The organism is Cytobacillus praedii, from assembly GCF_001439605.1.
In the GTDB taxonomy this organism is placed as follows: domain Bacteria; phylum Bacillota; class Bacilli; order Bacillales; family Cytobacillaceae; genus Cytobacillus; species Cytobacillus praedii.
Window position 1 is genome coordinate 207,885 of the sequence record NZ_LMBX01000001.1, and the last position, 26,474, is coordinate 234,358.

26 protein-coding genes are annotated in these 26,474 nt (G+C 40.6%); 21 read left to right on the forward strand and 5 right to left on the reverse strand.

The genetic code is table 11. From position 1 onward, the window contains the following. Positions 1-215: 215 nt before the first annotated feature. The 13 genes from fdhD to ASU02_RS01070 all read left to right on the forward strand — a co-directional run bounded on the left by fdhD (position 216) and on the right by ASU02_RS01070 (position 13,540). Positions 216-980, forward strand: coding sequence for a formate dehydrogenase accessory sulfurtransferase FdhD (fdhD, locus tag ASU02_RS01000; protein ID WP_057760448.1), 765 nt, complete (start codon positions 216-218; stop codon positions 978-980). A 45-nt stretch (positions 981-1,025) separates the two neighbouring features. Next, entirely contained in the window at positions 1,026-4,004 is a 2,979-nt protein-coding gene (gene fdnG / locus ASU02_RS01010) for a formate dehydrogenase-N subunit alpha (RefSeq protein WP_157684469.1), read from the forward strand. Continuing rightward, positions 4,004-4,822, forward strand: a complete 819-nt coding sequence (locus ASU02_RS01015) for a 4Fe-4S dicluster domain-containing protein (protein WP_057760052.1) — start codon at positions 4,004-4,006, stop codon at positions 4,820-4,822. The genes fdnG and ASU02_RS01015 overlap by 1 nt, the downstream gene beginning before the upstream one ends. Next, positions 4,815-5,489: a formate dehydrogenase subunit gamma gene (locus tag ASU02_RS01020; protein ID WP_057760054.1), complete on the forward strand. Its 675-nt coding sequence runs from the start codon at positions 4,815-4,817 to the stop codon at positions 5,487-5,489. Before ASU02_RS01015 ends, ASU02_RS01020 begins: the two co-directional genes overlap by 8 nt. 102 nt (positions 5,490-5,591) lie before the next feature. After that, positions 5,592-6,386, forward strand: a complete 795-nt coding sequence (locus ASU02_RS01025; protein WP_057760057.1) for a formate dehydrogenase accessory protein FdhE — start codon at positions 5,592-5,594, stop codon at positions 6,384-6,386. A 21-nt stretch (positions 6,387-6,407) separates the two neighbouring features. Next, positions 6,408-7,028 (forward strand): molybdenum cofactor guanylyltransferase, encoded by a 621-nt coding sequence (gene mobA / locus ASU02_RS01030; RefSeq protein ID WP_057760059.1) that lies wholly within the window; start codon positions 6,408-6,410, stop codon positions 7,026-7,028. After that, positions 7,025-8,254 (forward strand): molybdopterin molybdotransferase MoeA, encoded by a 1,230-nt coding sequence (locus ASU02_RS01035; RefSeq protein ID WP_057760061.1) that lies wholly within the window; start codon positions 7,025-7,027, stop codon positions 8,252-8,254. The genes mobA and ASU02_RS01035 overlap by 4 nt, the downstream gene beginning before the upstream one ends. A gap of 13 nt (positions 8,255-8,267) precedes the next feature. Next, on the forward strand, positions 8,268-10,205 hold the full coding sequence (locus ASU02_RS01040; RefSeq protein WP_057760063.1) for a molybdopterin biosynthesis protein: 1,938 nt from the start codon (positions 8,268-8,270) through the stop codon (positions 10,203-10,205). A 212-nt stretch (positions 10,206-10,417) separates the two neighbouring features. Next, a complete protein-coding gene (locus ASU02_RS01045) occupies positions 10,418-10,882 on the forward strand; it encodes a molybdenum cofactor biosynthesis protein MoaE (protein ID WP_057760065.1) in 465 nt (154 codons plus the stop codon). Then, entirely contained in the window at positions 10,875-11,108 is a 234-nt protein-coding gene (gene moaD / locus ASU02_RS01050) for a molybdopterin converting factor subunit 1 (RefSeq protein ID WP_057760067.1), read from the forward strand. Before ASU02_RS01045 ends, moaD begins: the two co-directional genes overlap by 8 nt. Before the next feature lie 42 nt (positions 11,109-11,150). After that, complete coding sequence (locus ASU02_RS01055; RefSeq protein WP_057760069.1) at positions 11,151-12,170, forward strand: MoeB/ThiF family adenylyltransferase; 1,020 nt, start codon at positions 11,151-11,153, stop codon at positions 12,168-12,170. Positions 12,171-12,872: 702 nt separating this feature from the next. Further along, positions 12,873-13,148 carry a YwdI family protein gene (locus tag ASU02_RS01065; RefSeq protein ID WP_232426110.1) on the forward strand — a complete coding sequence of 92 codons (276 nt, stop codon included), beginning with the start codon at positions 12,873-12,875 and terminating at the stop codon, positions 13,146-13,148. A 20-nt stretch (positions 13,149-13,168) separates the two neighbouring features. Then, positions 13,169-13,540: a DUF423 domain-containing protein gene (locus ASU02_RS01070; protein ID WP_057760073.1), complete on the forward strand. Its 372-nt coding sequence runs from the start codon at positions 13,169-13,171 to the stop codon at positions 13,538-13,540. Positions 13,541-13,585: 45 nt separating this feature from the next. Here ASU02_RS01070 and gerQ read toward each other — a convergent pair whose 3' ends face one another. Together gerQ and hemQ are read right to left on the reverse strand one after the other, a co-directional pair. Beyond that, the gene (gene gerQ, locus ASU02_RS01075) at positions 13,586-14,071 is read right to left on the reverse strand and encodes a spore coat protein GerQ (protein ID WP_057760075.1); all 486 of its coding nucleotides are present in this window, start codon (positions 14,069-14,071) and stop codon (positions 13,586-13,588) included. A gap of 226 nt (positions 14,072-14,297) precedes the next feature. Next, on the reverse strand, positions 14,298-15,044 hold the full coding sequence (gene hemQ, locus ASU02_RS01080) for a hydrogen peroxide-dependent heme synthase (protein WP_057760077.1): 747 nt from the start codon (positions 15,042-15,044) through the stop codon (positions 14,298-14,300). A 331-nt stretch (positions 15,045-15,375) separates the two neighbouring features. Between hemQ and pta the strand changes: the two genes are divergently transcribed. Together pta and ASU02_RS01090 are read left to right on the forward strand one after the other, a co-directional pair. Beyond that, positions 15,376-16,353: a phosphate acetyltransferase gene (gene pta / locus ASU02_RS01085; RefSeq protein ID WP_057760079.1), complete on the forward strand. Its 978-nt coding sequence runs from the start codon at positions 15,376-15,378 to the stop codon at positions 16,351-16,353. Positions 16,354-16,583: 230 nt separating this feature from the next. Continuing rightward, entirely contained in the window at positions 16,584-17,417 is an 834-nt protein-coding gene (locus tag ASU02_RS01090) for a lipoate--protein ligase family protein (protein ID WP_057760081.1), read from the forward strand. A 131-nt stretch (positions 17,418-17,548) separates the two neighbouring features. On the opposite strand, the gene ASU02_RS01095 is transcribed toward ASU02_RS01090, so the two are convergent. Next, a complete protein-coding gene (locus tag ASU02_RS01095) occupies positions 17,549-18,298 on the reverse strand; it encodes an RsfA family transcriptional regulator (RefSeq protein ID WP_057760083.1) in 750 nt (249 codons plus the stop codon). A gap of 321 nt (positions 18,299-18,619) precedes the next feature. On the opposite strand from ASU02_RS01095, the gene ASU02_RS01100 reads away from it, so the two are divergent. The 3 genes from ASU02_RS01100 (at position 18,620) to ASU02_RS01110 (ending at position 21,230) form a co-directional block, all read left to right on the forward strand. Continuing rightward, positions 18,620-18,844, forward strand: a complete 225-nt coding sequence (locus ASU02_RS01100; RefSeq protein WP_053478500.1) for a DUF1450 domain-containing protein — start codon at positions 18,620-18,622, stop codon at positions 18,842-18,844. Positions 18,845-19,290: 446 nt separating this feature from the next. Then, entirely contained in the window at positions 19,291-20,592 is a 1,302-nt protein-coding gene (locus tag ASU02_RS01105) for an HD domain-containing protein (protein WP_057760085.1), read from the forward strand. 131 nt (positions 20,593-20,723) lie between these two features. Beyond that, positions 20,724-21,230 (forward strand): YwgA family protein, encoded by a 507-nt coding sequence (locus ASU02_RS01110; RefSeq protein ID WP_057760087.1) that lies wholly within the window; start codon positions 20,724-20,726, stop codon positions 21,228-21,230. Positions 21,231-21,239: 9 nt separating this feature from the next. Here ASU02_RS01110 and ASU02_RS01115 read toward each other — a convergent pair whose 3' ends face one another. Beyond that, a complete protein-coding gene (locus ASU02_RS01115; RefSeq protein WP_053478503.1) occupies positions 21,240-21,425 on the reverse strand; it encodes a 2-hydroxymuconate tautomerase in 186 nt (61 codons plus the stop codon). 335 nt (positions 21,426-21,760) lie between these two features. On the opposite strand from ASU02_RS01115, the gene ASU02_RS01120 reads away from it, so the two are divergent. Together ASU02_RS01120 and ASU02_RS01125 are read left to right on the forward strand one after the other, a co-directional pair. Beyond that, positions 21,761-22,417 carry a site-2 protease family protein gene (locus tag ASU02_RS01120; protein ID WP_057760089.1) on the forward strand — a complete coding sequence of 219 codons (657 nt, stop codon included), beginning with the start codon at positions 21,761-21,763 and terminating at the stop codon, positions 22,415-22,417. Between the two features lie 12 nt (positions 22,418-22,429). Further along, on the forward strand, positions 22,430-22,942 hold the full coding sequence (locus ASU02_RS01125; RefSeq protein WP_057760091.1) for a YwhD family protein: 513 nt from the start codon (positions 22,430-22,432) through the stop codon (positions 22,940-22,942). Between the two features lie 240 nt (positions 22,943-23,182). On the opposite strand, the gene ASU02_RS01130 is transcribed toward ASU02_RS01125, so the two are convergent. Then, positions 23,183-25,243, reverse strand: coding sequence for a transglycosylase domain-containing protein (locus ASU02_RS01130; protein WP_057760094.1), 2,061 nt, complete (start codon positions 25,241-25,243; stop codon positions 23,183-23,185). Between the two features lie 355 nt (positions 25,244-25,598). On the opposite strand from ASU02_RS01130, the gene speE reads away from it, so the two are divergent. Further along, positions 25,599-26,426 (forward strand): spermidine synthase, encoded by an 828-nt coding sequence (gene speE / locus ASU02_RS01135; RefSeq protein WP_057760096.1) that lies wholly within the window; start codon positions 25,599-25,601, stop codon positions 26,424-26,426. The last annotated feature ends 48 nt before the right edge of the window (positions 26,427-26,474 follow it).

Genomic DNA, 26,474 nt, shown 5'->3' on the forward strand with positions numbered 1-26,474 from the left:
ACTATCTAAACGTGATAAATGTTACTGCTGTTATTGCTAGTTCCTTTTACTATTAATACGTCAAGAGTTAATTTTCACATTAATCTCATATTTTACTATTGGTTTTCGTGATAATTGTCGCAGAAGAGTGAAAATGGTTCTCTTTATAATAAAAGGGAGATTACCCCGTACAAATGATATGGCCAGCGCTTCCTTTAGTAAAAGGGGTGGAAAGAATGAATAAAAAGGGATGTCCAGAGGAGTATCCGATTACTCTCATCATAAATGGGTATGAGGTAGCCGTTTTCCAGCTGACAAATCAAGATTTGGAGGACTGGGTTTACGGCTATTTGTTTTCAGAAGGAATGATTGAACGAGCAGAGGATATTCAGTCTATTAAGAGCGATGAAGGCTCTGGAACACTTTCAGTCACTTTAAGGGAAGGGTTTGACCCCGAATTAATGTTTTCGAAGAAGAAGCACTATACGGCTGGCTGCGGCAGAGGGGTTACTTTCTTTTCGATGACAGATGTGAAGACATTTAATAAGGTGCAATCCAACAATACGTATCTATTAAGCTATATCTTGAAGAAGCGCAGCGAATTTGCCAAGAACTCTCCATTGTATGGGGAAACAGGAGGCATGCATGGAGCCTGCATTGTGCATAAAAATGGGGAAATGACCGTTCGGGAAGATATCGGGAGGCATAATGCGGTTGATAAAATCATAGGACATGCGATCCGGTCAAAATGCAGCCCGGAGGAGTTAATATTGCTGACAACAGGAAGAGTATCTTATGAAATGCTTTCGAAAGCGGCAAAGTTTGGCTTTTCAGTAATCGGATCAAGAACAGCTGCAACGAAACAGGCGATTCAGCTGGCGAAATTTCTAAATATTGAGGTAGTTGGCTATTTAAGGGGACGAATGGCTATTTCATATACTTCATTCGGAAGGGTCATTAATGATCTGGAAGAAAAAAATCTGGGAGTTCATCCAAAATAATTGGATTTTATATATGTTCTATTTATGGAAAAGAGGGGAATATAGATGGAATTTACAAGAAGACAGTTTCTGAAATTGTCCGGTGCTGTGGCAGCGACTCTTGCAGTTGTTGAGCTTGGCTTCGACGATAAAGGGGCTCAGGCAAAAACAAGAGAGTTCAAGATTGCTGAACTTAAGCCTACACCAACAATATGTCCTTATTGTGCGGTTGGCTGCGGAATATTAGTTTATTCTAAAGGCGATGATGTGGTGTATACGGAGGGGGATCCGGATCATCCAATCAATGAAGGAAGCCTTTGCAGTAAGGGAACGACAGTAAGACAGGTGTATACAAGTGAAAAACGGATAACAAAGCCAATGTATCGTGCACCTGGAAGCGACAAGTGGAAAGAAGTAGATTGGGACTTTGCACTTGAAAAGGTAGCAAAGAATATTAAAGAAACACGGGACCGGACGTTTATTCACAAAGAAAAAGGACTGACAGTCAATAGAACAGATTCTATCGCCTATCTTGGCGGTGCAGCATTAGATAATGAAGAGTGTCATTTGCTGCAGAAGTTGTTCCGTGCAGGGCTCGGGCTAACTTATATCGAACACCAGGCCCGAATATGACATAGTTCAACGGTTGCCGGTCTGGCACCTACATTTGGTCGTGGAGCAATGACAAACCACTGGAATGATCTTAAGCATGCCGATGTATTAATGATTATCGGTGCGAATCCCGCTGAGAATCATCCGATTAGCTTTAAATGGATTTTAAAGGCATTAGAAAAAGGCGGGAAGCTTATCTCTGTTGACCCGCGTTTTACAAGAACCTCACAAATGGCAAATGTGTATGGGCAGCTTCGCTCGGGGACAGATATTGCCTTCATTGGCGGAATGATCAATTATATTCTTGAAAACGAGTTATTCCATAAAGAATATGTAGCCGCTTACACAAATGCTTCTTACATTGTCGAAGATACGTATTCATTTAATGATGGAATGTTCAGCGGCTATGATAAAGGAAAGAGAAGCTACGATAAGACAAAGTGGGCCTTCAAAAAGGATAAAGAAGGAAAAACTCTTAAAGATCCAACATTGAAAGATCCGAAATGTGTATTCCAGCTGATGAAGAAGCATTATTCTCGTTATGATGTTGACACAGTTATTGGTGTTACAGGTACGGCCAAAGAAACGTACCTAGACATTTGTAAAACATATGCCTCTACAGGTGAAGTAGGCAAAGCAGGCACCATACTTTATGCAATGGGTGGAACACAGCATACGGTTGGAACGCAAAATATTCGATCTTATGCGATACTTCAGCTGCTCCTTGGAAATATTGGGATTTCTGGCGGCGGTGTGAATGCATTGCGTGGGGAATCGAATGTTCAAGGTTCAACTGATTTCGGTCTTCTATATGATAACGTACCAGGATACATGCAAGTTCCAACAACAGCAGAAAGTGATTACACTTATCAAGGATTCCTTGATCGTATTACACCTAAAGAAGGCTATTGGATAAATAAGCCGAAGTTTTATACAAGCATGATGAAATCCTTCTATGGGGACAATGCAACGAAATCAAATGAATTCGGCTATCACTACTTGCCTAAGCTTTCAGCAGGCAAAAACTATTCATTCATGCGATTGTTTGATGCGATGCATCGGAAAGAACTTGAAGGTTTATTATTATTTGGATCCAACCCAGCAGTTGGAGGGCCGAATGCTGGCAAAGAAATCGAGTCTCTTAGCAATCTAAAATGGATGGTTGCAGTAGATCTGTTTGAAACCGAAACCTCTTCCTTCTGGCAAAAAGAAGCAGGGGCAGACCCTGCATCCATTCAGACAGAAGTCATTTTCCTTCCTGCAAGCGGGTCTTTTGAAAAAGAAGGCTCGGTTACTAATTCAGGACGGTGGATGCAATACCGCTGGCAAGCGATTAAGCCAAAGGGTGAGTCAAAGGCAGATTTGGAAATTGTCCATATGCTTGCACGTCGCTTAAAAGAGATGTACAAAAATAGCTCAAATCCTGCAGATATGCCGATGAAGGCTATGACATGGGACTATGGTGAAAGTGATCACCCTGATATTGATCTTGTATGCAGAGAAATAAATGGCTATGACATGAAAACAAAACAACAAGTAAAGAAATTTGGCGACTTAAAGGATGATGGGTCCACATGCAGTGGAAACTGGATCTATTGTGGCTTCTATCCTGAAAATGAAAACCTGTCAAAACGCCGGGACAGCACAGATGAGGGAATGAGCAATTTCCTAAATTGGTCATATGCATGGCCAGCAAACCGCCGTATTCTTTATAACCGTGCGAGTGCCGATTTAAACGGGAAAGCATGGAGTAAGACAAGAGTCGGCATTGAATGGAATGCCGCGGAAGGAAAATGGAAGGGAAATGACGTTCCTGACTTCGTTGTCGATAAGGGACCAAAAGATCCAACTTTCAATGATCCTTTCATTATGATGGCGGGAGGAAAGGGAGCCCTATTTGCTTCCATTAACGAAGGACCGATCCCAGAACATTACGAGCCATATGAAAATCCAATGTCTAACTCATTTTCAAGTGTTCAGTTAAATCCAGCTGTGCAATTTGGCGAAGAAGAAATGAATGCACAAGGGGATGTGTCAAAGTATCCAATTGTTGCAACAACGTATCGTCTATCCGAGCATTGGCAATCTGGAGCAATGACACGGAGCCAGGAATGGCTGGCAGAGCTTGTTCCGCATATGTTCGTTGAGATCAGTGAGGAATTGGCAAAGGAAAAAGGCATTAACAATAAGGATAAAATCATTGTTTCATCCGCACGTGGTGAAATTAATGCTTATGCAATGGTGACGAAGCGTTTTAAACCGTACAAATTAAAGGATAAAACGGTTCACCATATCGGTATGCCATGGCATTTCGGATATAAAGGCATTGTCACAGGCGGATCAGCAAACCGCTTAACACCGCATATTGGAGATGCAAACTCAACAATACCAGAATACAAAGCATTCCTTTGCGATGTTAGGAGGGCTAAATAATGGCTGAAACAATTAAATTAGTAGATGTAACAAAATGTGATGGCTGTCGTGCCTGCATGGTGTCATGTAAAAACTGGAATGATCTCCCTTCTGAGATGGAGGATTTCCATGGAAGCTATCAATCTCATGAAAAGATTACAGCAAATACATGGAATGTCTTAACATTTAACGAGCAAGAAAGAAAGGATGGCGGACTGGACTGGCTTTTCCGCCACTCTTCTTGCTTGCACTGTACAGAAGCGGCGTGTGAGAAAGCTTGTCCTGAAAATGCCATTAGCCATACGGAGTTCGGTTCTGTTGTTGTCGACTATGATACATGTGTCGGCTGTGGCTATTGCGTACAAGCATGTGGCTTTGATGCTATTAATCTCGCAACATATGTAGATAAAAATGGAAAAGAGTTCAGAAAGGCACAGAAGTGTACGCAATGTACGGACCGTTTAGAGGAGGGGCTTCAGCCTGCTTGTGCAACTGCTTGTCATACGGGAGCCATTGTTTATGGGGATAAGGATGAACTTCTTTCTTCAGCTGAGGATCGTTTAGCGCAAATAAAAGAGCGTTATCCGAATGCAAATATATACAACCCACAAGGCATTAGCGGAACAAATACGGTGTATATACTAGCTGACAAACCGAAAACTTACGGCTTGCCAGAAAACCCTAAAGTGGCCCTTTCGCAAATAGTTTGGAAGGATTATGCACAGCCAATTGGAAAAATGATGCTTGGTGCGACAACAATGGCCGTTATTGGTTCATTCATCGCAACCAATTTAAACAAGAAGAACCATTCCAGTGAAGGAGACCAGAGCCATGAATAAAAGTGGAAATCAAAAAACGGTTAAACGTTTTAATTTGGGCTTTAGAATTTCACACTGGGTAAATGCAGCAGCCTTCTTTGTTCTTTATATTTCGGCATTGCCAATGTATACCGAATTCTTTGACTGGCTATACCCTGTTTTTGGCGGTCCAGCAGGTGCAAGACTCGTGCATAGAATTGCAGCAGTAGCCTTTATGCTTCCACTTCCAATAATGATTATTTTTGATTGGAAAGGTTTTAGCAATTGGGCAAAAAATATCTTTTCATGGAAGAAGCATGACTTGCAATTCTTCCCCCAATTTATGAAAGAGTTCTTTGGTATGAAAGCAAAGGTGCCTAAGCAGGATTTCTTTAATGCTGGTGAAAAAATTAATTCCTGGTTAATGATTATTACAACGATTATGCTGATTTGTTCAGGACTTATCATGTGGTTCCCGCAGTATTTTCCATATGGAATCATCATGTGGGCATATCCAATGCATAGCATTGGCTTAGGTCTTGCAGCAGCCGTTGCTATTGGTCATATTTATATGTCTCTTGTTACTGCAAAACCTTCTATGAGAGGGATTATCAAAGGGGATGTATCCGAGGAATATGCGAAGGATCACCACGGCCGTTGGTATGATGAGCTTCAGGCGGCAGAACCAAAAAAGAAAAAACATGCGTAATCGTTCATGTGCTTTGGGCAATTGATAACCGAATAATAATAAAGAGGAGCTACCCTGGATAAAGGGTAGCCTTTCCTCTCTTAAATGAAAGTGGTGTTTTCGATGGCAAAAATGAATGTTCTTGATGAAAACTATGAAAAACTGCAGCAGGAGATTCAGTCATTAAGCGATAAGTGGAGAGGAGAAATAGTTAATCTGCGAATAGAGGAGATAACTGGGGACGGTTCACCTATCCTTCCTCAAGCAGAACTTTCAATTGATTTTAGCCAATATCAGCTATTTATTGAAGAGCTCCTCCAAATGCTTGGTCATAATAATGAGGGGATGATCCATACAGCAGATAAAATTAAAGCATTATTGACGAAAGATGTCTTACAGGCATGGTTTAAAGAAGCAATTGTTGTGAACCATTTCTACTTTAAAAACTATGCAGATGAAAATAATCTTCCTGATTGGCTTCCAATTTTTGTTGCGGAACAGGCTGCACGTCCGTTTTTACAAGAGGCAACGGTACTATTGGAATCTCAATTAAAGGGGATGAATCATACGAATGGATGCCCTTCCTGTGGCGAACCTGCACGCTTTGCCCTGCTCAACAAGAAAGGCAAGAAGGAGCTGACATGTCCAAGATGTCTTCATGCTTGGGAGGAAAAGAAAATTAGCTGTGCGCACTGTGGTTCAGAAGACTCGTTAGTGATCCTTAAAGTAGAGGGCGACGAAAGTGCGGAAATTCATGCATGCCATACATGTAAAGGGTATACTAAAGTCATTGATAGCAGAAAAATGTTTAAAAAGGAATCTCCAACCCTATTAGATGTGAAAAGCATCCATCTCGATTATATTGCTCAAGAAAAGGGGTTCGGTGTTTCAAACGATTCGGGTGCAGGGACTCACTAATTTTCAGGAGCAGGTGAGAAAATGAGGACGACAGGAATAATTATGGCTGGCGGCAAGTCAAGCAGGATGGGGAAAAATAAAGCTCTCTTAAAAATAGGCGGCAAAACCGTCATAGAACATATTGCTGCAGAGCTTGAAAAGACTGTTGCGGATTTAATGATTGTGACCAATACATTGGAAGATTATCAGTTTCTTAATCTTCCAATGGTTGAGGATGAGTGGAAGGGAATGGGCCCGCTTGCAGGCATTCATGCGGGGCTAAAAGCCTCAAAAACAGATAAAAACCTTGTTGTTGCATGTGATATGCCATTTGTATCTTCGAAGCTAGGAGAAATCTTGCTAGGTTACTTAGATGAGTATGATGCGGCCGTTCCAAATATTTCGAATCAGCTTCATCCATTATTTGCAGCGTATCGCAAAGAAGTTCATGAGGAAATCAGCTATTCCATACAGAAACAGGAGCTGCGAATCAGGCCATTTTTTCAAAAGATAAATACAAAAATTGTGTTAGAAGAAGATCTCCAAATGCTGCATTTCCCTTACCAGGATCATCATTTTTTTAACATGAACCATCCAGAGGAATTCGAGGAAGCTCTTAAGCTAGCAAATGGATATTCAAAAGAAAGCAGAGATTTATCATGAAATTTTTCCAAGTGAAATCTGTAGAAGAAACGTTTGATTTAATCAGCCGCCATATAAAGCCATTAACTGAATATATAACCATTCCGCTCACTGAGGCGCTTCATTTCGTTTTAGCTGAAGATATCTATGCCCCTGAAAATGTTCCTGATTTTCGCCGGTCAACTGTTGATGGATATGCTGTTAAAGCAAAGGATACATTTGGGTCATCCGAAAGTATGCCTGGTTTTCTTACACTTGCAGGAGAAGTTCAAATGGGCGAAGTGCCTCCAAGAGCAATTCAAGCAGGGGAAGCGATGTATGTACCGACTGGAGGAATGCTCCCTGATGGCAGTGATGCGGTTGTGATGATTGAGCATTGTGAAGATTTGGCCGGATTAATCAATGTCTTCAAGCAGGTCGCTCCTGGCGAAAATGTCATTTCTGTCGGTGAGGATATAGGCAAGGGAGCACTTCTGTTAGAAAAGGGAACAAAGCTTCGTTCACAAGAGTTAGGTGCACTTGCCTCTCAAGGAATTACAGCGGTTTCTGTGATAAGAAAACCGGTTATCGGCTATCTCTCTTCAGGTGATGAAATTGTTCCAATCGAAACGGAAAGTCTAGCACCAGGCGAAATACGAGATATGAACGGGATGACAATCGGTGCCCTTGTGGCTGAGTGGGGCTATAGCTTCCAATATGGAGGCATTGTCAAAGATAACCGCGAAGAGTTTGAACGAAGAGCAAAAGAATTATTAGCACGGACAGACTGTTTAATTGTATCTGGCGGCAGTTCAGTCGGGACGAAGGATTATTCAGTAGAAGTGATTCAATCACTTGGTAACCCAGGTGTGTTCGTGCATGGTGTATCCATAAAGCCGGGAAAACCGACGATTCTATCTTTAGCAGAGAACAAGCCTGTTATTGGCCTCCCAGGTCACCCAGCATCAGCTGTTATTATTTTTCATCTATTCGGAAAGGCTATTTTAGAATTGCTGCACGGAGCACGAAAGCAGGAAAGACAGCTTACCTTTGCGAAAATAACGAAAAATATTCCCTCTTCACCAGGACGGACAGATTATGTGAGGGTACGATTATTTGAAGAGAACGATGATTGGTACGCTGAACCGATTATTGGAAAATCCGGTCTCATCTCTACCCTTGTTCAAAGTGATGGAATGATCGAAATCGCAGATAGGCTCGAAGGTGTTCAAAAGGGAGAACGCGTTCCGGTAAGAATTTTTAGGTAGGGGGTGGGATTATATGTCAACATTCCATTTCAAGAGGAAGGTATACTTACAGGACAAGCCACGGCATGAGGCTGTTCAACAAATGCTTGCCCATTTTGAATCATCCAATCAAGAAATCGAATGGCTGGACAGCTCGAGTTCATTAGGCAGGGTATTAGCTGAGCCTGTTTTTGCAAACAGTTCCATGCCCCATTACCATGCGTCTGCAATGGACGGAATTGCTGTTATTGCGGAGGAAACCTTCTCAGCACATGAGCAGCGGCCGATTCAGTTAAAACGAAATAATGATTTTGTATACGTTGATACTGGAAATGAGGTTCCTTCTCCTTTTGATGCTGTTATTATGATTGAGCAGGTAAATGAGATTACTGAGGATACAATTGAGATTATTGAACCTGCCGTACCATGGCAGCATATTCGTCCAATTGGAGAGGATATTGTACAGGAGGAAATGCTCTTTCCCCAAGGCCATCTTATTCGTCCTGTAGATATCGGAGCCCTTCTTGCTTCAAGAACGGTGACAGTTCCGGTAGTGAAAAAGCCGATCGTAACAATTATTCCAACAGGGAACGAGCTAGTTTCCCCAGCTGACTCCATCTCTGCTGGGCAATTAATTGAATTTAATGGAACAGTTTTTGCTAATTATATTCATGAATGGGGTGGAGAGCCATATTTACACCCGATTGTGAAGGACGAACCGGAGGAATTGCAGGCAGCCCTTTTGGAAGCTGTCAAAGATTCTGATATTGTTGTTATTAACGCAGGTTCTTCTGCTGGATCAAAAGATTACACAGTCCATATGATTCAAGAGCTTGGAGAGGTTTTTACTCATGGAGTGGCAACCAGACCAGGCAAGCCTGTGATCATTGGGAAAATTGAAGATACAATCATCATTGGGGTTCCTGGCTATCCTGTTTCTGCTTATCTAGCGCTTGAATGGTTTGTCAGACCGCTTATTTATGAAGTATTGCGAATACCTGAGCCTGTCAGGCAAAAGCTTAAGGTGAAGGTTGGACGCCGCATCGTTGGGACGATGGGGGCAGAGGATTTTATTCGGATGAATATTGGATTTGTAGACGGTGAATATATCGCCATTCCACTCCCAAGAGCGGCTGGAGTAACGATGTCGTTAGTCCGTGCAGACGGGATGCTTATTATTCCTCCTACTAGCCTTGGATATGAACAAGGTGAGTACGCAGAAGTTGAATTGTATAAACCGTTAGAAGAAATTCAGCAATCCATCGTATGTATTGGAAGTCATGATTTAACGATTGACCTCCTATCATCCCAATTGAAAAAGGGAAAAAGAGATTCAAGGATCATGTCTTCCCATGTCGGAAGCTTGGCAGGAATTATGGCAATTAAGAAGGGAGAGGCACATGTGGCCGGCATCCATCTTCTTGACCCAGAAACAATGGAATATAATCAATCCTATATTAAAAGGTTTTTGGCAGATAAAGAGGTTGTTCTATATCCATTTTTAAAAAGAAAACAAGGCTGGCTAGTGCCGAAGGGCAATCCACTTGATATACAATCAATAAAAGATATTGTTCAAAAACAGGGGCATTTTGTTAACCGTCAAAAAGGGGCGGGCACAAGAATCCTATTTGATATGCTTTTAAGAAAAGAAGGAATTGGTGCAGAGGACATTATAGGCTATGATAGGGAAATGTTCTCCCATTTAAGTGTGGCAGCAGAGGTAAAAGGGAATCAGAATGCAGTTGGGTTAGGAATCTATCCTGCAGCAAATGCAATGGGACTTGACTTTCTCTCTGTTGCGGATGAACACTATGATTTACTTATGACAAAGGAATTCTTCGAAAGTCAAAAGGGAACGGACTTAATCGCAGCGATTCAATCGGAAGAGTTTATCGAAAAAGTAGAAGGAATTGGCGGGTATCTTCTAGAAAGGAATCCTAAACCAATCTACTTCAGCAAAAGTCTGTGTTAATACTGGATGTTGATTATTTATTTGTTGATTGTAGCGGAAGGCACGAGACTCCTGCGGGAAGAGTAGGACAGGTGAGACCGGGCAGGAGCGAAAGCGACGAGGAGGCTCACCGCCTCCCCCGCGGAAAGCGAGTGCATGGAGCGGAAATCAACCTTTACCAACTGAGGTTTGTATTTACGAAAAAAAGCCTTTAACAAAAAGGAGTTGATTAAATGAATTATGCCATTTCAAAAGAACCAATCAACGTACAGGAAGTGATTGATAAGGTTGTACAGCGTGAAGCGGGTGCGATTACTACCTTTATTGGAACTGTACGCGAATTGACGCACGGAAAGAAAACATTGTATTTAATATACGAAGCATACGAGCCGATGGCTGTGAAAAAGCTCGAACAAATTGGAAATGAGATTAAAGAGCGCTGGCATGGAGCTGAGGTAGCAATTACCCATCGGGTTGGAAAGCTGGATATAACAGATGTTGCTGTTGTTATTGCCGTTTCAACCCCTCATCGTGCTGATGCATATGAAGCGAATCGGTATGCAATTGAACGCATCAAGGAGATCGTGCCCATTTGGAAAAAGGAGCACTGGGAAGATGGGCAAGAATGGATTGGAAATCAGCTTGAGACAGTTGCCTATCCAAAAGGAAAACCGGAGGAGAGTGACTTACATGAATAAAGTTTTGTTTTTTGCTCATTTACGGGATGCTGTTGGTGAAGAGTTTATCACGATAGACGCAAGTGGAAGAACGGTAGCGGATCTGAAACAGATGGTTTTGGAAAAATACACATCCGTCAATCTTGAAAATGTAATGACAGCAATAAATGAGGAATTTGCTTCAGATGATGATATGATTCATGAAGGAAGCGAGATTGCCTTTATTCCTCCAGTCAGTGGCGGCTGATAAGGGAAAAAAAGTCATTTTTCCCTGAAAGGAGTAACGCACATGGATGAAAGGTATTCTAGACAAACCTTGTTTTCACCGATTGGGAAAGCGGGACAAGAGAAAATTCGTTCAAAACATATATTGATGATAGGTGCTGGTGCGTTAGGCTCAGGCAATGCAGAAATATTAACAAGAGCAGGAGTAGGCAGGCTGACTATCGTTGATAGGGACTATGTAGAGGCTAGCAATCTGCAGCGTCAACAGCTGTATACAGAGCAAGATGTGGAGGAAAAGCTGCCTAAAGCAGCAGCCGCTGCAAAACGACTTCGAAAGATTAATTCTGATGTGGAGATTGAGGCTGTTATTACAGATGCAACACCGGAAAAGCTTGAGGAGCTCATTCAAGGTGTGGACTTAATTATTGATGCAACAGATAATTTTGAAACGAGAATGGCGATTAATGATGTCTCGCAAAAATATCAGATCCCATGGATTTATGGGGCCTGTGTCGGCAGTTTTGGCATGAGTTTAACCATTCTTCCCGGGAAGACGCCCTGTTTAAATTGTATTCTGAAAAAGATCCCTATTCAGGGGATGACGTGTGATACAGGTGGGATCATCGCACCCACTGTTCAAATGGTTATTTCCCACCAATCAGCTGAGGCGTTGAAGATCCTTGTAGAGGATTGGGAGGCTGTCCGTACGTCATTTGTCAGCTTCGATTTATGGAGAAATCAATATACAAGCATGAAGGTTTCAAAAGCAAAGGATGCTGGCTGTTTATCATGTGGGGAAAATAGAACCTATCCGTATTTAGATAGCGAGAATATGACAAAGTCGACTGTTCTTTGCGGCAGAGATACAGTACAGATTCGCCCGCCTAGACAGCAGAATATTCAGTTAAATGATTTATCCTTGCAATTAAAAGAACTTGGATATAAGGTGAAGGGAAACCCATATTTACTTTCTGTTGAGATAGACGAACAGCGTCTCGTTATTTTCAATGATGGTCGTGCACTTATACATGGAACGAATGATTTAACACAGGCAAAATCAATTTATCAGCGTCTGCTTGGATAACAGTAAATCTCTGACTATAAATTAGTCGGAGATTTTTTTGTATAAAGAAAGTCTATGGTCAAGCGGGAAAAGCCAATTTAATAGTTGAAATATCAGCTAACATCCACATGATAGATTGTAAACAGATGCTAATAATTATTTGCGATACGACAAAATTCCCCAGGAAATGATGTGTTTCACGTGAAACAGACAGCATTTTTGTCATCTTACGAATTGTGAGGGATGGATCGAAAAATTCAGCCAGTTCATGTATAATGAATGTTGATTAAAAAGAGGAATGAGAAAATGGAGAAAAACAGAATTGATTGTTTCAAATGTAAATTTTTCTATGTTACTTGGGACCAAAGATTCCCAAAGGGCTGCAAAGCATTCCAATTTAAAACAGCAAAGCTTCCATCAGTAGAAGTTCCTCGAGCCTCCGGTGAGCCTTGCTTGCGTTTTGAAAAGAAAGCTGGTAAATGATAAATAGGTATTTAAAGTAAAACTCCTTTCTCGTGCTTCCTGCTTTTGAACAAACGGTGGTTGATTGGAGCAAAGGATCCGAGACTCCAGCGGGATAAATGGGACAGGGGAGACTCCTCAGGAGCGATTGGGCGAGGATGCTCACCGCACACCCAGCGGTTCGCTGCGCATCCTGAAGCGGAGAATAACCACTATCACTTTATATTAGTAGAAACAAAAGCATGATAAATAGAGGTGAAAATGTTGAACATTTCCGTCCAGCAACTGCTAAGGAAAATCGAAGAGGAATTGCATGAAGCGAAAGGAAACATCAATGAGGCAAGAATAAGAGAAAGAATCTATTCAATTAAATCACTGTGTGAGCTCATATTAGATGAACAGGTTCAGCCGGCTGCTCCAAATCATACATATATTCCTAAACAACCGGCTTATCAGGCGCAGCCAGCTAGTATACAGCAGCCTAAACGTCTAGAGTTGGAAGATGAGGCAAATGGAGATTCATTGTTCGACTTTTAAGTGGAAAAGAGGGAGCTAAAATGAAATTATTTATTATTCTTGGAGCTATTAATGCTTTTTTATCTGTGGCCTTAGGCGCTTTCGGTGCTCATGGTCTTGAAAAGACGGTTGAGCCAAAGTATTTAGAAATCTGGAAAACAGGAGTTACCTATCAAATGTTCCATGCAACGGGATTATTAGTAATAGGTGTCCTTCTAGGCAAACTGCCAGCAAGTGCTTTATTATCCTGGTCAGGCTGGTTCATGTTAATCGGGATTATCTTTTTCTCCGGAAGTTTGTACATCCTGACACTAACGAAAATTGGTGTTCTGGGGGCTATCACGCCAATTGGCGGTGTTTGCTTTTTAACAGCATGGATATTGTTAATCATCGCAGCAGTAAAGCATTTATAAGAAATGAAAGAGCTTTGACGTTTTGTGTCAAAGCTCTTTTTTGTATTACCTAGGACTGTATTGAGAAAGGCTCGGTGCTCCACCGAATGAAGGATAATCATACTCGATTTCTTCTTCAAACGTTACATAGTCTACATAAACCATTGGGATTAAGTACCGCATGCCTGATTGCGGGTCACTTAAGATTACATGATCCCTCCCCGCAGCTTCGATGATGCCTTCGAACTTTTTGGCATTCCACTCTCGATTATTTTCAAAAGTGGCATAAACCGTAACAAGTTTTCCTTTGTTCAAACGCAGAATGTTTTCGATATAGGATTGCTCAATCGGAAGCATCCCTGGAACTTGTGGAGCTTGTGATGGGGCACTGCCGACTCCTGTTGTTGGAAATGGAACAGTTTGCATTTGCGGGTAGGCAATTGGTGGCTGCACTCTATATGCAGGAGTATTAGAAGTTCCTCCTGTATATGGCTGCTGATACCCGTAGTATGGGTTTGCTGTGTACTGATACTGATTAAAGTTTTGACTCACACGTTTCCCTCCTAAAAATCAAAATGAAGCTTCATATAAAGCTCAGGAGAATATGGATATAGTAGACTAATGAATCTTGATATTGCTGATAAATACTCACTAATTCATTTGTATGTATAGGCCTGTTTTTTTATTCTCCTTTTCTTTGTAAGAAAATGATATTAGGGATGTTGCAGCCAAAAAGAAAGCCTCCTTCGCATATAGGCAAAGGAGGCTGTATGAAAAATTAATTAATGTGTAAAAGCTGTGCGATACGGTCTTCTTCAAGAAGATTTCCTACGAAGAATGAACCGAACTCACCATATCTTGCACTAACTTCATCGAAACGCATTTCATATACAAGCTTCTTAAATTGAAGGGCGTCATCAGAGAATAATGTAACACCCCACTCATAATCATCGAAGCCTACAGATCCAGTAATAATTTGTTTTACTTTTCCAGCGTATTGGCGGCCAATCATTCCGTGGCTGCGCATCATATTCCGGCGATCCTCCATTGGGAGCATATACCAGTTATCATTTCCTTGACGGCGCTTATCCATTGGATAGAAGCAAACATGCTTGGATTTAGGCAGAATAGGATATAAACGAGCCAATATTTCTGGACTTTGGTATGGATCCTGATCGGAAGGCAAGTAATTGCTCAATTCAACAACGGAAACATAAGAGAACGTAGGAACTGTATATTCTGCTAGTTTCGTTTTATTGAATTCATTTTCAATTTCATTTATTTCTTCAAGTGTTGGTCTTAAAACCATCATCATAAAGTCAGCTTTTTGGCCAACAACTGTATATAATGCGTGGCTTCCTTTTTTCTCGCTTTGAGTTGTGCTCCACTTATCTAAAAGGGATAAAAACTCATGGATAGCTGCTTGGCGCTCATCACTTGACAACATCTTCCATGATGTCCAATCGATTGCACGGAAGTCATGTAAACTATACCAGCCTTCAAGCGTTTTTGCTGCTTCACTCATTACTATCACTCCTAATATGTATATGTGCGAATTATCACACCATAACTATATCATAGTTTCTCCAAATGATAAGGGAATAAAACTTGTAAAAAAGAAGGATATTGATTAATATGACAGATTTGTGGATATTTTGTTACAAGAAGCAAATAGTAGGGGCATTCATGTTTGTGAATAAGGAATAATTGGAATATACATTAGAAAAGGCGTTGTAAATGTGATAAAACAAACTTGAATTTTTACTTGAGTAACGTATTCTAGAAGGGGAAGCTGTACGGAATTAGATGGAGAAACTTAAGTGATTACATACGATTGAAAATTAGGAGGAGCCCTTATGAGTGATTTATTTTCAGTTTTAAAAGACAAAGTGAATGGGAAAGGTTTAAAGATTGTTTTTCCTGAAGGAAGTGATGAACGTATTTTGGCAGCGGCGGGGAGATTAGCGGCTGAAAAAATGATTATACCGATTTTAATTGGAAACGTTCAATCGATCGAAGCAAAGGCGAAGGAAATGAATATTTCATTAGAATCTGCAGAAATTTATGATCCGGGCCACTATGAAAAAATAGATGAGCTTGTTGCTTCTTTTATTGAAAGACGGAAAGGGAAAGCGACTGAAGAAGATGCTCGAAAGATCTTACTGGATGAAAACTATTTTGGGACGATGCTCGTGTATACAAATAAAGCGGATGGGCTAGTGAGCGGTGCTGCCCATTCAACAGCAGATACAGTACGGCCGGCCCTTCAAATTATCAAAACGAAAGCAGGCGTGGGAAAAACATCAGGTGTCTTTATTATGGTTCGTGAGAATGAAAAGTATATTTTCGCAGACTGTGCTATCAATATTTCACCTGATAGCCAGGACTTGGCTGAAATAGCAATTGAAAGCGCAAAGACAGCAAAAATGTTTGATATTGAACCGCGAGTAGCTATGCTGAGCTTTTCAACAAAGGGTTCTGCAAAGTCACCGGAAACGGAGAAGGTCACGGCTGCTGTTCAGGAGGCAAAATTACGCGATCCGCAATTGATTTTGGATGGAGAGTTTCAATTTGATGCGGCGTTTGTGCCTTCTGTTGCACAAAAGAAAGCACCGGACTCTCCGCTCCAAGGGGATGCGAATGTATTTATTTTCCCAAGCCTGGAAGCTGGTAATATCGGCTATAAAATTGCCCAGCGCCTTGGTCATTTTGAAGCGGTTGGCCCAATTTTACAAGGTTTAAACCGACCGGTAAATGACCTGTCCCGCGGATGTAATGAAGAGGATGTATACAAGCTTGCCTTAATTACCGCAGCACAGGCGTTAAATCAATAGATTGTTGCAGAGAGCTAGACTTATGCCTAGCTCTTTTTTTCTGTCTTATCTGTTGATATAATGGCTTTGGCAAATAAACAGCTGTATTTGGCGAATAAAATGCAATTTTGTCCAATTTAAGCGAGAAGACGGCGAATAAACTAGAGAAGTTGTCCAATAAATGAATTGGTAAAGATAGATTACTTTAGGGGAAAAGGGTAGATCCCCTTTAATAAAGAGGAGTTCAATAAATGAAAGATTTATTACAGCAAGAGCAATGGAGAGTTATTGATGAGTCGGTTTTGGCTAAACATTTACCTGCTCTGCACTCATTTGGAATAGATGATACGCTATGTGCATCTGTAGGAGGCGGTACAGCTCCCGCAACGGCTCGAACCTGGGTGCACGAAAAGACAATTGTATTAGGTATACAGGATACAAGACTGCCTTTTTTGGAGGAAGGGATTGATTTTCTAAAAAAGAAAGGCTATCAGGTCATTGTCAGAAACTCAGGCGGGTTGGCAGTTGTACTTGATGAAGGCGTGTTAAATATTTCGCTTATTTTTCCAGAGGGAGAAAAAGGCATTGATATTAACAGCGGCTATGATGCGATGTGGATGCTTATTAAAGAAATGTTTTCAGATTTTCCAGTAGACATTGAGGCAAAGGAGATTGTTGGTTCCTATTGTCCAGGGAGCTATGATCTTAGCATTGGTGGTAAAAAATTTGCCGGCATTTCACAAAGGCGGCTCCGCGGCGGGGCAGCTGTACAAATTTATCTTTGTATAGACGGGAGCGGAAGCAGCAGAGCTGAGTTAATCGAGCAATTTTATCAAACAGCGAAAAAGAATACAGAAACAAAATTTCATTATCCTGATATTAAACCATCAGTCATGGCATCCTTGTCTGAGTTATTGAATACCCCTCTTACCGTGCAGGATGTAATGTTTCGGCTGTTAACTAGTTTGAAAAACAGGTGTAATCATTTATTCAGCGGCGGGCTGACAGAAGAGGAACGTAAATTATATGAAGCTTATTACGATCGCGTCGTCCAAAGAAATGAAAAGGTGCTCGGTGATAACTAATAGCGAAAAGCCGTACCTCAAAAGGGTTACGGCTTTTCTTAATCGGGGCATGCTGCCTTCCTTCTCCTATTCCTGTCTAAGACGTCCACTGGCAAGTGAATGTCCTCTATCTATTGTTTAGCTTCAGTGCATTACTCTGCAACCTTTTCTAAATTCCCATTTCGGTCCATTTTAAATTTAGTTGCTGGCCTTTCCTCTTCATCAAAGAGTACAAGTTTGCGAGCGCGGTTCATAATTTTCATTAAGGTCTCGTAATCTTCTTGAATGGTTACGGTATTTTGCTCTAACTGGCCAATCTTTCCTTCAAGCTCTTCGTTTCGGCTCTTAATCTGCGCATTTTCACGCTTTAATCTTTCATTCTCATTTCTTAAAATATCCAGCTGAATACTCGAGTGTTTTAAAGATTGTAAGTATGACATAACACGATCGAGATTGATTTCTGAACTGACAGGATAATGCTGCACTTGCTGCACTTCGTTATAGACTGGCGTAGGTTTAGCTTCAATGATTTCTTCTGCATACTCTTCAATATAATTCTCATTAGCTGAAACAGACTCGGGCAATGAAATAGTAGTAGTTTCCATTTCTTTTAATTCTGGTACTGGAGGTGAATAGAGCAGCTTTTTCTTTCCGCCTTGATCTTTTCCAAGAATTCGCTGTCTTTGCTTTCGCTGTTTCTTAGCAAGCTGGAGTGCTTTCTCATATTGATGTCTAACGACAGCATTCCAGCGAAATCCGCAGGCTGCTGAAGTACGATCGAGCTTGTCTCCGACTTCTTCAAAGGCGTTTAATTGTGTGCTGCCCTCTCTAACATGTCTCAATACAGTTTCGGCTAGTAATAAATCATTTTCATCTGTCCATGCATCTTGACGAACTTTCATTTCCTCAACTCCCAATTTAATTTGCAATTTTTTAAAACCTTAGTTTAAGGATGGACAACTTTGGCTGAAATTATACAAATTGGATTAAAAGGATAGTAGATTTTTATAAAAACAATAGATAGGTATGATAAAATAGAACTTGTTGTATACGTGAACCTGTATAAAAAATATATAAATTTCCATATTGCTAGTGGGGTGAAACGGCTTGCAAAGAAAAAGGTTAAGCTGTAAAATACACCATGAGCCAAGTGAATAAGAATAACTAGCATCGGCAAAACTTATAGATAACTATGCTAGACCGCAGAAAGGGTTGTAATATAGATGGCAAACGAATTTCGTGTTTGCGATGATTGTCTAGGCGTAAACTTAAAAACATTAATTCCTCTTTTAAAAGAAATAGATCCAGAGGCAAAGATAGAAATAGGCTGTCAATCCTATTGTGGGCCAGGCAGAAAGAAAACATTCGCATTTGTAAATAATCGTCCGCTTGCCGGTTTAACGGAAGAAGAATTAAAGGAAAAAATTAATAAAAAGCTGAAAAAGTAAAATCACCTTTGAAGAGTGTCCTAAGGTGATTTTTTGTTTGCAAGCAAATTTTGTGTCTAGCCTTTGAGAGGAGCTTACCTGCGTTCAGCTCCTGCACCCTGCCCTGACGTAAAGGGCGCCGCGTTTAGTCAACCTCGAGCTCACAAGCATGTCTAGATGAAGTTTTTAGAAACTCGTAATCCCTTTAAGAGGGCAAAATATATCTTCAGTATAGGAGTGTCTAATGCTTTCGTTCCTGAAGATGGCATCCACATTTTGATCAGGCCTTCCATAAAGGGGAAAAGACACCTTTTTAGTAAGGCTTGTCTTGTGTTTGTCGGGGGTGATCTAGGAGCTTGCGCGTTTGGTTATTTTGTCGAATATAGCGGAAATATCAGAAAATGTGTAGTGAATTGCGTTTGAAATCGAGATATAATAGAGAGAAGTTGGAAAATCGGAGGTAAAAGATGGCCTATTCGATGGAGAAGCTACGTGAAGAAAAGGTGTTTAAAGATCCTGTTCATCGGTATGTTCATGTGAGGGATCGGGTAATCTGGGATTTGATTGGCACGAAGGAGTTCCAGCGGCTAAGAAGAATTAAGCAGCTTGGAACAACCTACTTAACCTTTCATGGAGCCGAACATAGCCGTTTTAATCATTCACTTGGTGTTTACGAGATTGTCAGGCGGATTGCGGATGATGTATTTATTGGAAGGCCGGAATGGAATGAAGATGACCGCCTCCTTTCTTTATGTGCTGCTCTCCTTCACGATTTAGGACATGGTCCTTTTTCGCATTCTTTTGAGAAAGTTTTTGATTTGGATCATGAATATTTTACAAGAGCTATTATTCTCGGAGAAACGGAAGTTAACCAAGTGTTATCAAGGGTAGGAAAGGATTTTCCTATAAAAGTAGCTGAGGTTATTGCGAAAACGTCAAAAAATAAGCTTGTAGTCAGCCTTATCTCCAGTCAGATTGATGCGGATCGAATGGATTATCTGCAACGAGATGCTTATTTTACAGGGGTTAGCTACGGTCATTTTGACATGGAACGTATCCTGCGTGTCATGCAGCCAAGAGAGGATCAAGTGGTCATTAAGCAAAGCGGAATGCATGCCGTCGAGGATTACATAATGAGCCGATACCAAATGTATTGGCAAGTTTATTTTCATCCAGTAACCCGAAGTGCAGAAGTGATCTTGACGAAAATTTTGCATCGGGCAAAATACCTGCATGGACAAGGGTATTCATTTAGATCGCAGCCGATTCATTTTTATTCTATGTTTAATGGGGAAATAACATTAGAGGATTATATTAAGCTTGATGAAGCCATTATTCTTTATTACTTTCAAATGTGGCAGGAGGAAGAAGATTCAATCCTTCGCGACCTTTGCTGCCGCTTTATGAACCGTAATTTATATAAGTACGCGGAATTTGAGCCTGCGAAGGAATATAAAAAGCTTGCAGAGCTTTCTGTCCTATTTGAGAAAGCAGGGATTGACCCCGAATATTATCTTGTTGTCGATTCGTCATCAGATTTGCCGTATGATTTCTACCGCCCGGGTGAAGAGGAAGAAAGGCTTCCGATACATTTATTAATGAAAAACAAGGAAATTCGAGAGCTTTCCAGAGAATCAGAGATTGTTGATGCGATCTCAGGGAAGAGAAGAACCGATCATAAATTGTATTATCCAGCGGATCTCCTGCAGGATGATTCGTCCGAGCCGCTGATTAAGAAGCAAATTCGAAAGCTGTTGGAAATGGACTAGAGATTATTAAACTAAGCTGTGTTAAAACCAGAGTATTTGATTATCTTGCTTTGTTGATTGCAGCTGAAATTAACAGCAAAGTTTAACACAGCATTAAGATATGGGACTAAACGGAGTAGGAGATGAAGAGCTTGTTAAAAGATCATGCCAAAATCATTCATGCGATTGCCGCTTCGGAGGAAATTATCGGACGAAAAAAACTGCAGAAAATGGTGTATATCGCAAAAAAGCTGGCTTTCCCTTTTCAGGAGCGATTTCAATTTCATTTTTACGGCCCTTATTCAGAGGAATTAACATTAAGAGTGGAAGAGCTTTGCAATATGGGTTTTTTAGATGAAGTGAAGGAGAAGAAGGGCGGATACTATCAGTACCGCTATACATTAACGGAAAATGGCAAGGAATTTTTAAGCCTGAGTGATGTGTCAATGCCGAATCTTCAAGAATGTTTAACAGATATGAACAATCAAAATGCCAGATTTCTTGAACTAGTTTCAACGGTGTTATATTTTGATACCCTTCCAGAGGAAGAAGTGAAAGAAAAGATCTTTACGTTAAAAAGCAAGCAGCGCTACACAGATGAAGAAGTAGAAGCTGCTTATCAATATATTGCCAATTTAAGAGAAAAAGCCGGGCATTAATGCTCGGCTTTATTTATCACTTAAGCGTTCTCCGCCAACAGCATAATGATTCTTTGTCATTTCTTCAATAAAGACTACGATATTTTCCTTTGGTGCTCCAGTTGTCTCGTTCACTGCTGCTGTTACTTTTTCTACAAGAGCTTTCTTTTGTTCTTCCGTGCGTCCTTCTAGCATTTTTACTGTTACATATGGCATGAATATCAACTCCTTTTCATTTTTTTATATTGTAGGAATTATTTAGGCTCTTTCAAAAGATTGTTGTTTTTTTGTATGGATAATTTCGACAAAAAGGTTTAGTTGACTGGAGCGGAAGTCAACTCCAGCCCATCATGTTTTATTAGCAACAATATTTGTAAAAATAGCCTTTTTTATATCATTTGTAGTTTTTCATATTTCGAAAAAATGTGCAAGTATTGGCGAGTTTGTCTATCTTTCACTTTCAGCGCAAAGTCGTGTATACTTTTAACTAATATATAAGGGGAATATTATTCCCTAGATTGGATCTTCAGTTTGAAAGAGGGGTTTGGTGTTTGGAACAATTTCTAGCCTTTTCACTTAGAGAAATTCCATATGTTGCGATTACGTTAATGATCGCCTTCACGGTCCATGAGTTTGCCCATGCGTTTGTGGCATATAAATTTGGCGATTCAACCGCACAAAAGCAGGGAAGATTGACGTTAAATCCAATTCAGCATCTAGACCCAATCGGGACAATATTAATTTTTATTGCGGGCTTCGGATGGGCAAGACCCGTACCTGTAAATCGATTTTTCTTTAAGAATCCAAGACTTGCAGGAATCATGGTTTCGATTGCCGGGCCGATAAGTAATCTGCTAATGGCCATTTTAGGGTTTATCATATGGTATACGCTGCTGAGAATGGGTACTGCCGCGAGTTTGCCAGCATTTGTACCCGAGTTTTTAAATATTTTTATCCATCTTAACTTAGTTTTATTTGTTTTTAATTTACTGCCGTTTCCGCCACTGGACGGGTATCGAATAGTTGAGGACCTGGCACCGGCGCATATACGTCCGAAGCTTACTCAATTTGAAGCATACGGCTCTGTCATTTTTTTGATCCTTGTTATCACACCGCTTGATCAATATACGATTCAGCCGATTTTTAGCACGATCCTGCCAATCCTAGCCGATGGATTAGGCGATTTCTTTTACCGATTAATTTTGTAAGGAGGAATACCTTTGGAAGAGAAAAAGAAGAAAGATATTGGGTTTAATATTATAAAAAATGACCCGACAGAGGGGCATGGAGGATTTGGTTCAGGCTCATTAAGCCTAGACAATGTTTCACCTGTCATTATTGATGTGGATGCTGGAGAGGCGTCGATAGAAGTAGGGGCGATGCATGCCCGCAGCCCTGTGGAAAAGGGGATAAAGTTCCTAAAAAGCAAAGAAGAGGTACCGAATGGAAAGCCTTATTGGCTTGTTTGGGTGACAATTGACCGCAAGGAAGAAGGCCCATACTATGCGGGTGTAACAGCTTGCGAGATGACAGTAGACAGAGAAATTCGCAGAGGCTATAAGTCTTTGCCAGAACATGTAAATCGGATGGATAAATCCATTAAAAGGCATATTATCGTGGATCATATGGATACAAAATCAAAGGCTATTCTTGCTGAGTTTTTGCAGAATCATAATCTTGGGATGTGGGAACGCTCTATACAACAGCTCAAAGACGATTTGCAAGTGAATTAATCGAAATAGTTCATGAATTTTGTCGAAATTGTGACAGTTTACTGACTAAAATTTTTAACTACTTGCTCAAATCCAATAAAATAAGTAAACTTATAAACAGTGTGTAGACACTATATAAAAACTAGGACACGAAAAAACTCGGAGGAATTCCTTCGAGTTTTTTCACTTCTAATGGGTCTTATGTCTATTTGCTCCTTATTTATATTGTCCATTTCCATAGGACAAGATTGCCCGATGCTGTTACCAGTCAAATAGTTTTTTGTACCATGGTTTTTTAGGTGAATTTTCCTTCTTACTTGGTTTTTCCTCTGTATATGGCAAATGGTCCGTACAGTATTCAGTTGGCTCGGTGCCGCTGACAAAGTACGTAAACCGCTTGATTGGACAATTGTCTGTTGCCAGCTTTCCATTTGCCGGATTGATATAAACACCTACTGTCCCCTTCGGCTGCTTAAAACCTTTAGATGACCTTCCTCTATGAGCATCCTCCATGAAGCGGGCCCAAATATTCTTTGCGTATGCTTTATCTGCAGAAAGTGTAATTGCTTTTCCTTTATCATATCCAGTCCAAACGGCGGAGACGAGCTGAGGAGAAAAGCCGATCATCCAGCTATCCGTGTCCGTCGTTCCAGACTTTCCCGCATATGAGCGTGTAATATCATTAATGACTGTACTCCCTGTTACATTAGTATAGCCATTTAATTTCGGATCAAAAATGCCTGTCATCATTTGAGTCATTACATAGGCTAATTCAGGCTTTAAAATCGGAATGGACTGCTTGTCATTCTCATAAATTACTTTCCCGCGATGATCCTCAACTCGTGTGATCATAATAGGTGAAACCTTTTTTCCTCCATTTGCTAGGATGCTATAGGCACTGGCCATTTCGATGACCCTTACACCAGATGTCCCTAAGGCTAATGATGGGACGTCAGCCATCTTTGTTGTAAGACCGAATTTTTTTGCTGTATCGACAAGTGTATTTTCACCTAAAAATAAATGTGTTTTTACAGCAAAAATATTATCAGATAAAGCCAGTGCTTGAGCCATGGTAATATCTCCGTCTGCATACTGGCTATTAAAGTTTTTCGGTGAGTAGTCTGGTCTTCCATCATCAAAACGAAACGTTGTCTGCTCACTGCGCATGACTGTGGAAGGCGTAAAGCCCTTCTCAAGCGCCGCATAATATAGAAGCGGTTTTATGGTGGATCCAGGCTGGCGAACAGCCTGTACAGCCCGGTTAAAGGGGCTTTCCTCATAACTTCTTCCGCCAACCATCGCTTTGACATAGCCGTTTTTAGGATCCATTGCCACCAGTCCTGTTTGGATCTCTGATTCCTTGGAAATCAATCTCTCTACTGTTTGTTCAGCAATCTCCTGTTGTTTTAAATCAAGCGTTGTGTAGACTTTTAAACCGCCAAGCTCAATGACCCGATCATCCAAATTCAGCTCTGTTTTTAAAATATGCCGAACCGTATCCTGAAAATAAGGTGCTGTCTTTGTTTTTGTGTGAAGATGTTTGCCGACGAAAGTAAGCTGTTCATTTAAAGCTTTATCAACGTCATTTTTGTGAATAAGTTTGTTTTCAACCATGGTTCGCAAAATAAGTTTTTGGCGGCTCTTAGCATTTTCCATTGAGTTGAACGGGGAATAAACGCCTGCCCCTTTTGGAATGCCAGCAAGCATTGCAGCTTCCCCTAGAGATAGCTCTCCAGCTTTTTTTCCAAAGTAGTACTGGCTTGCTGCTTCAGCTCCATAAGCACCATGTCCGTAATAAATCGTATTTAAATAGCCTTCTAAAATTTCCTTCTTCGTATAATTCATTTCAAGGCGAATCGTATAAAAGGCCTCCAGCATCTTTCGCTTCCATGTTTTTTCATGTGCCAGGAATAAATTGCGTGCATATTGCTGACTAATGGTACTCGCGCCTTGAACCTTTGCCATTGCTTTGATATCTGCAAGTAAAGCACCGACGATCCGTTTATAATCAAACCCATGATGGGAATAAAATTTGCGATCCTCTATAGAGATGGTAGCGTCAATTAAATGCGGGCTGATTTGGTCAAGCTCCACCCAATAACGCTTTTGCCCATTATGGCTCTCTCCAATTACAGTCCCGTCATCAGAATAAAATAAAGTTGACTGCGGAACAGCAAGTGGTGGGGGACCAAGTATTTTTGCATAAAGCAAAATACCTGCACCAATAAGCACGGTTAATGCAAGTCCAATTAAGCTAATAATAAAGAATGCTCGAAAATATTTCCCTGCTTTTCTAAATCGCTGATTTGTCATTATTTCCATTTCGGTGCCTCCCCCTTTCTGGGCTAACCTAAAGAATCACGGTAGAATTACCTGAAAAGCACTTCTATTTATCTAGTATTGAAAAAACAGTGGGATTTTAAACATTTTTATCAAATACATGTAACTTTTTCTTGCATTTTCGCTAGATTCATCTATACTTTTTCTCATGTTTGTAATTATGGCGTTTGGGAATTATAAGAAAAGTGGAAGACCTTGATCATTGCCTTACAAAATGTGGGGGCACTAGCTGAGATAAAGGAAACCTTTGTTTTGATAGGCGATAGTCTGCTGCTTGCGCTAGCCAATTTTATTACTTTAAATACCTGTCATTTTTTGATAGAAGGGATGATTCTAAATGGGACTATGGTTTACTGAGAAACAAACAGAGAATTTCGGAATCACAATGAAAATTAAACAGACTTTACATACAGAGCAAACGGATTTTCAAATGCTTGAAATGGTAGAAACAGAAGAATGGGGAAATATGCTTTTGCTTGATGGCATGGTTATGACTTCTGTGAAGGATGAATTTGTTTACCATGAAATGGTGGCGCATGTGCCATTATTTACACACCCAAATCCTGAAAATGTCCTTGTAGTAGGCGGAGGAGATGGCGGTGTTATTCGTGAGGTGCTTAAGCATCCTAGCGTGAAAAAGGCAACACTCGTTGATATCGATGGAAAAGTAATCGAGTATTCGAAGAAGTTTTTGCCGGAGATTGCTGGCATGCTAGATGATCCGCGTGTCGATGTACAAGTTGGCGACGGTTTCATGCATATTGCTGAAAGTGAAAATGAATACGATGTCATTATGGTCGACTCAACTGAGCCAGTGGGTCCTGCTGTTAACTTGTTTACAAAAGGATTCTATGCAGGGATCTCTAAAGCCCTAAAGGAAGATGGAATCTTTGTTGCTCAATCGGATAACCCTTGGTTTAAGGCAGACTTAATCCGTAATGTTCAAAAAGATGTAAAAGAAATTTTCCCAATTACCAATTTATATGTAGCGAACATTCCTACTTATCCAAGCGGCATGTGGGCATTTACGATCGGTTCAAAAAAATACGATCCGCTTGCAGTAAGCGAAGATCGCTTCCATGAGATTGAAACGAAGTATTATACAAAGGAACTTCATAAAGCAGCATTCGTATTGCCGAAATTTGTGCAGGATTTAGTGAAGTAACCTTGATTTGAAAATAAGACCAAAAAAGAGCTTTGTGCTCCAAATATA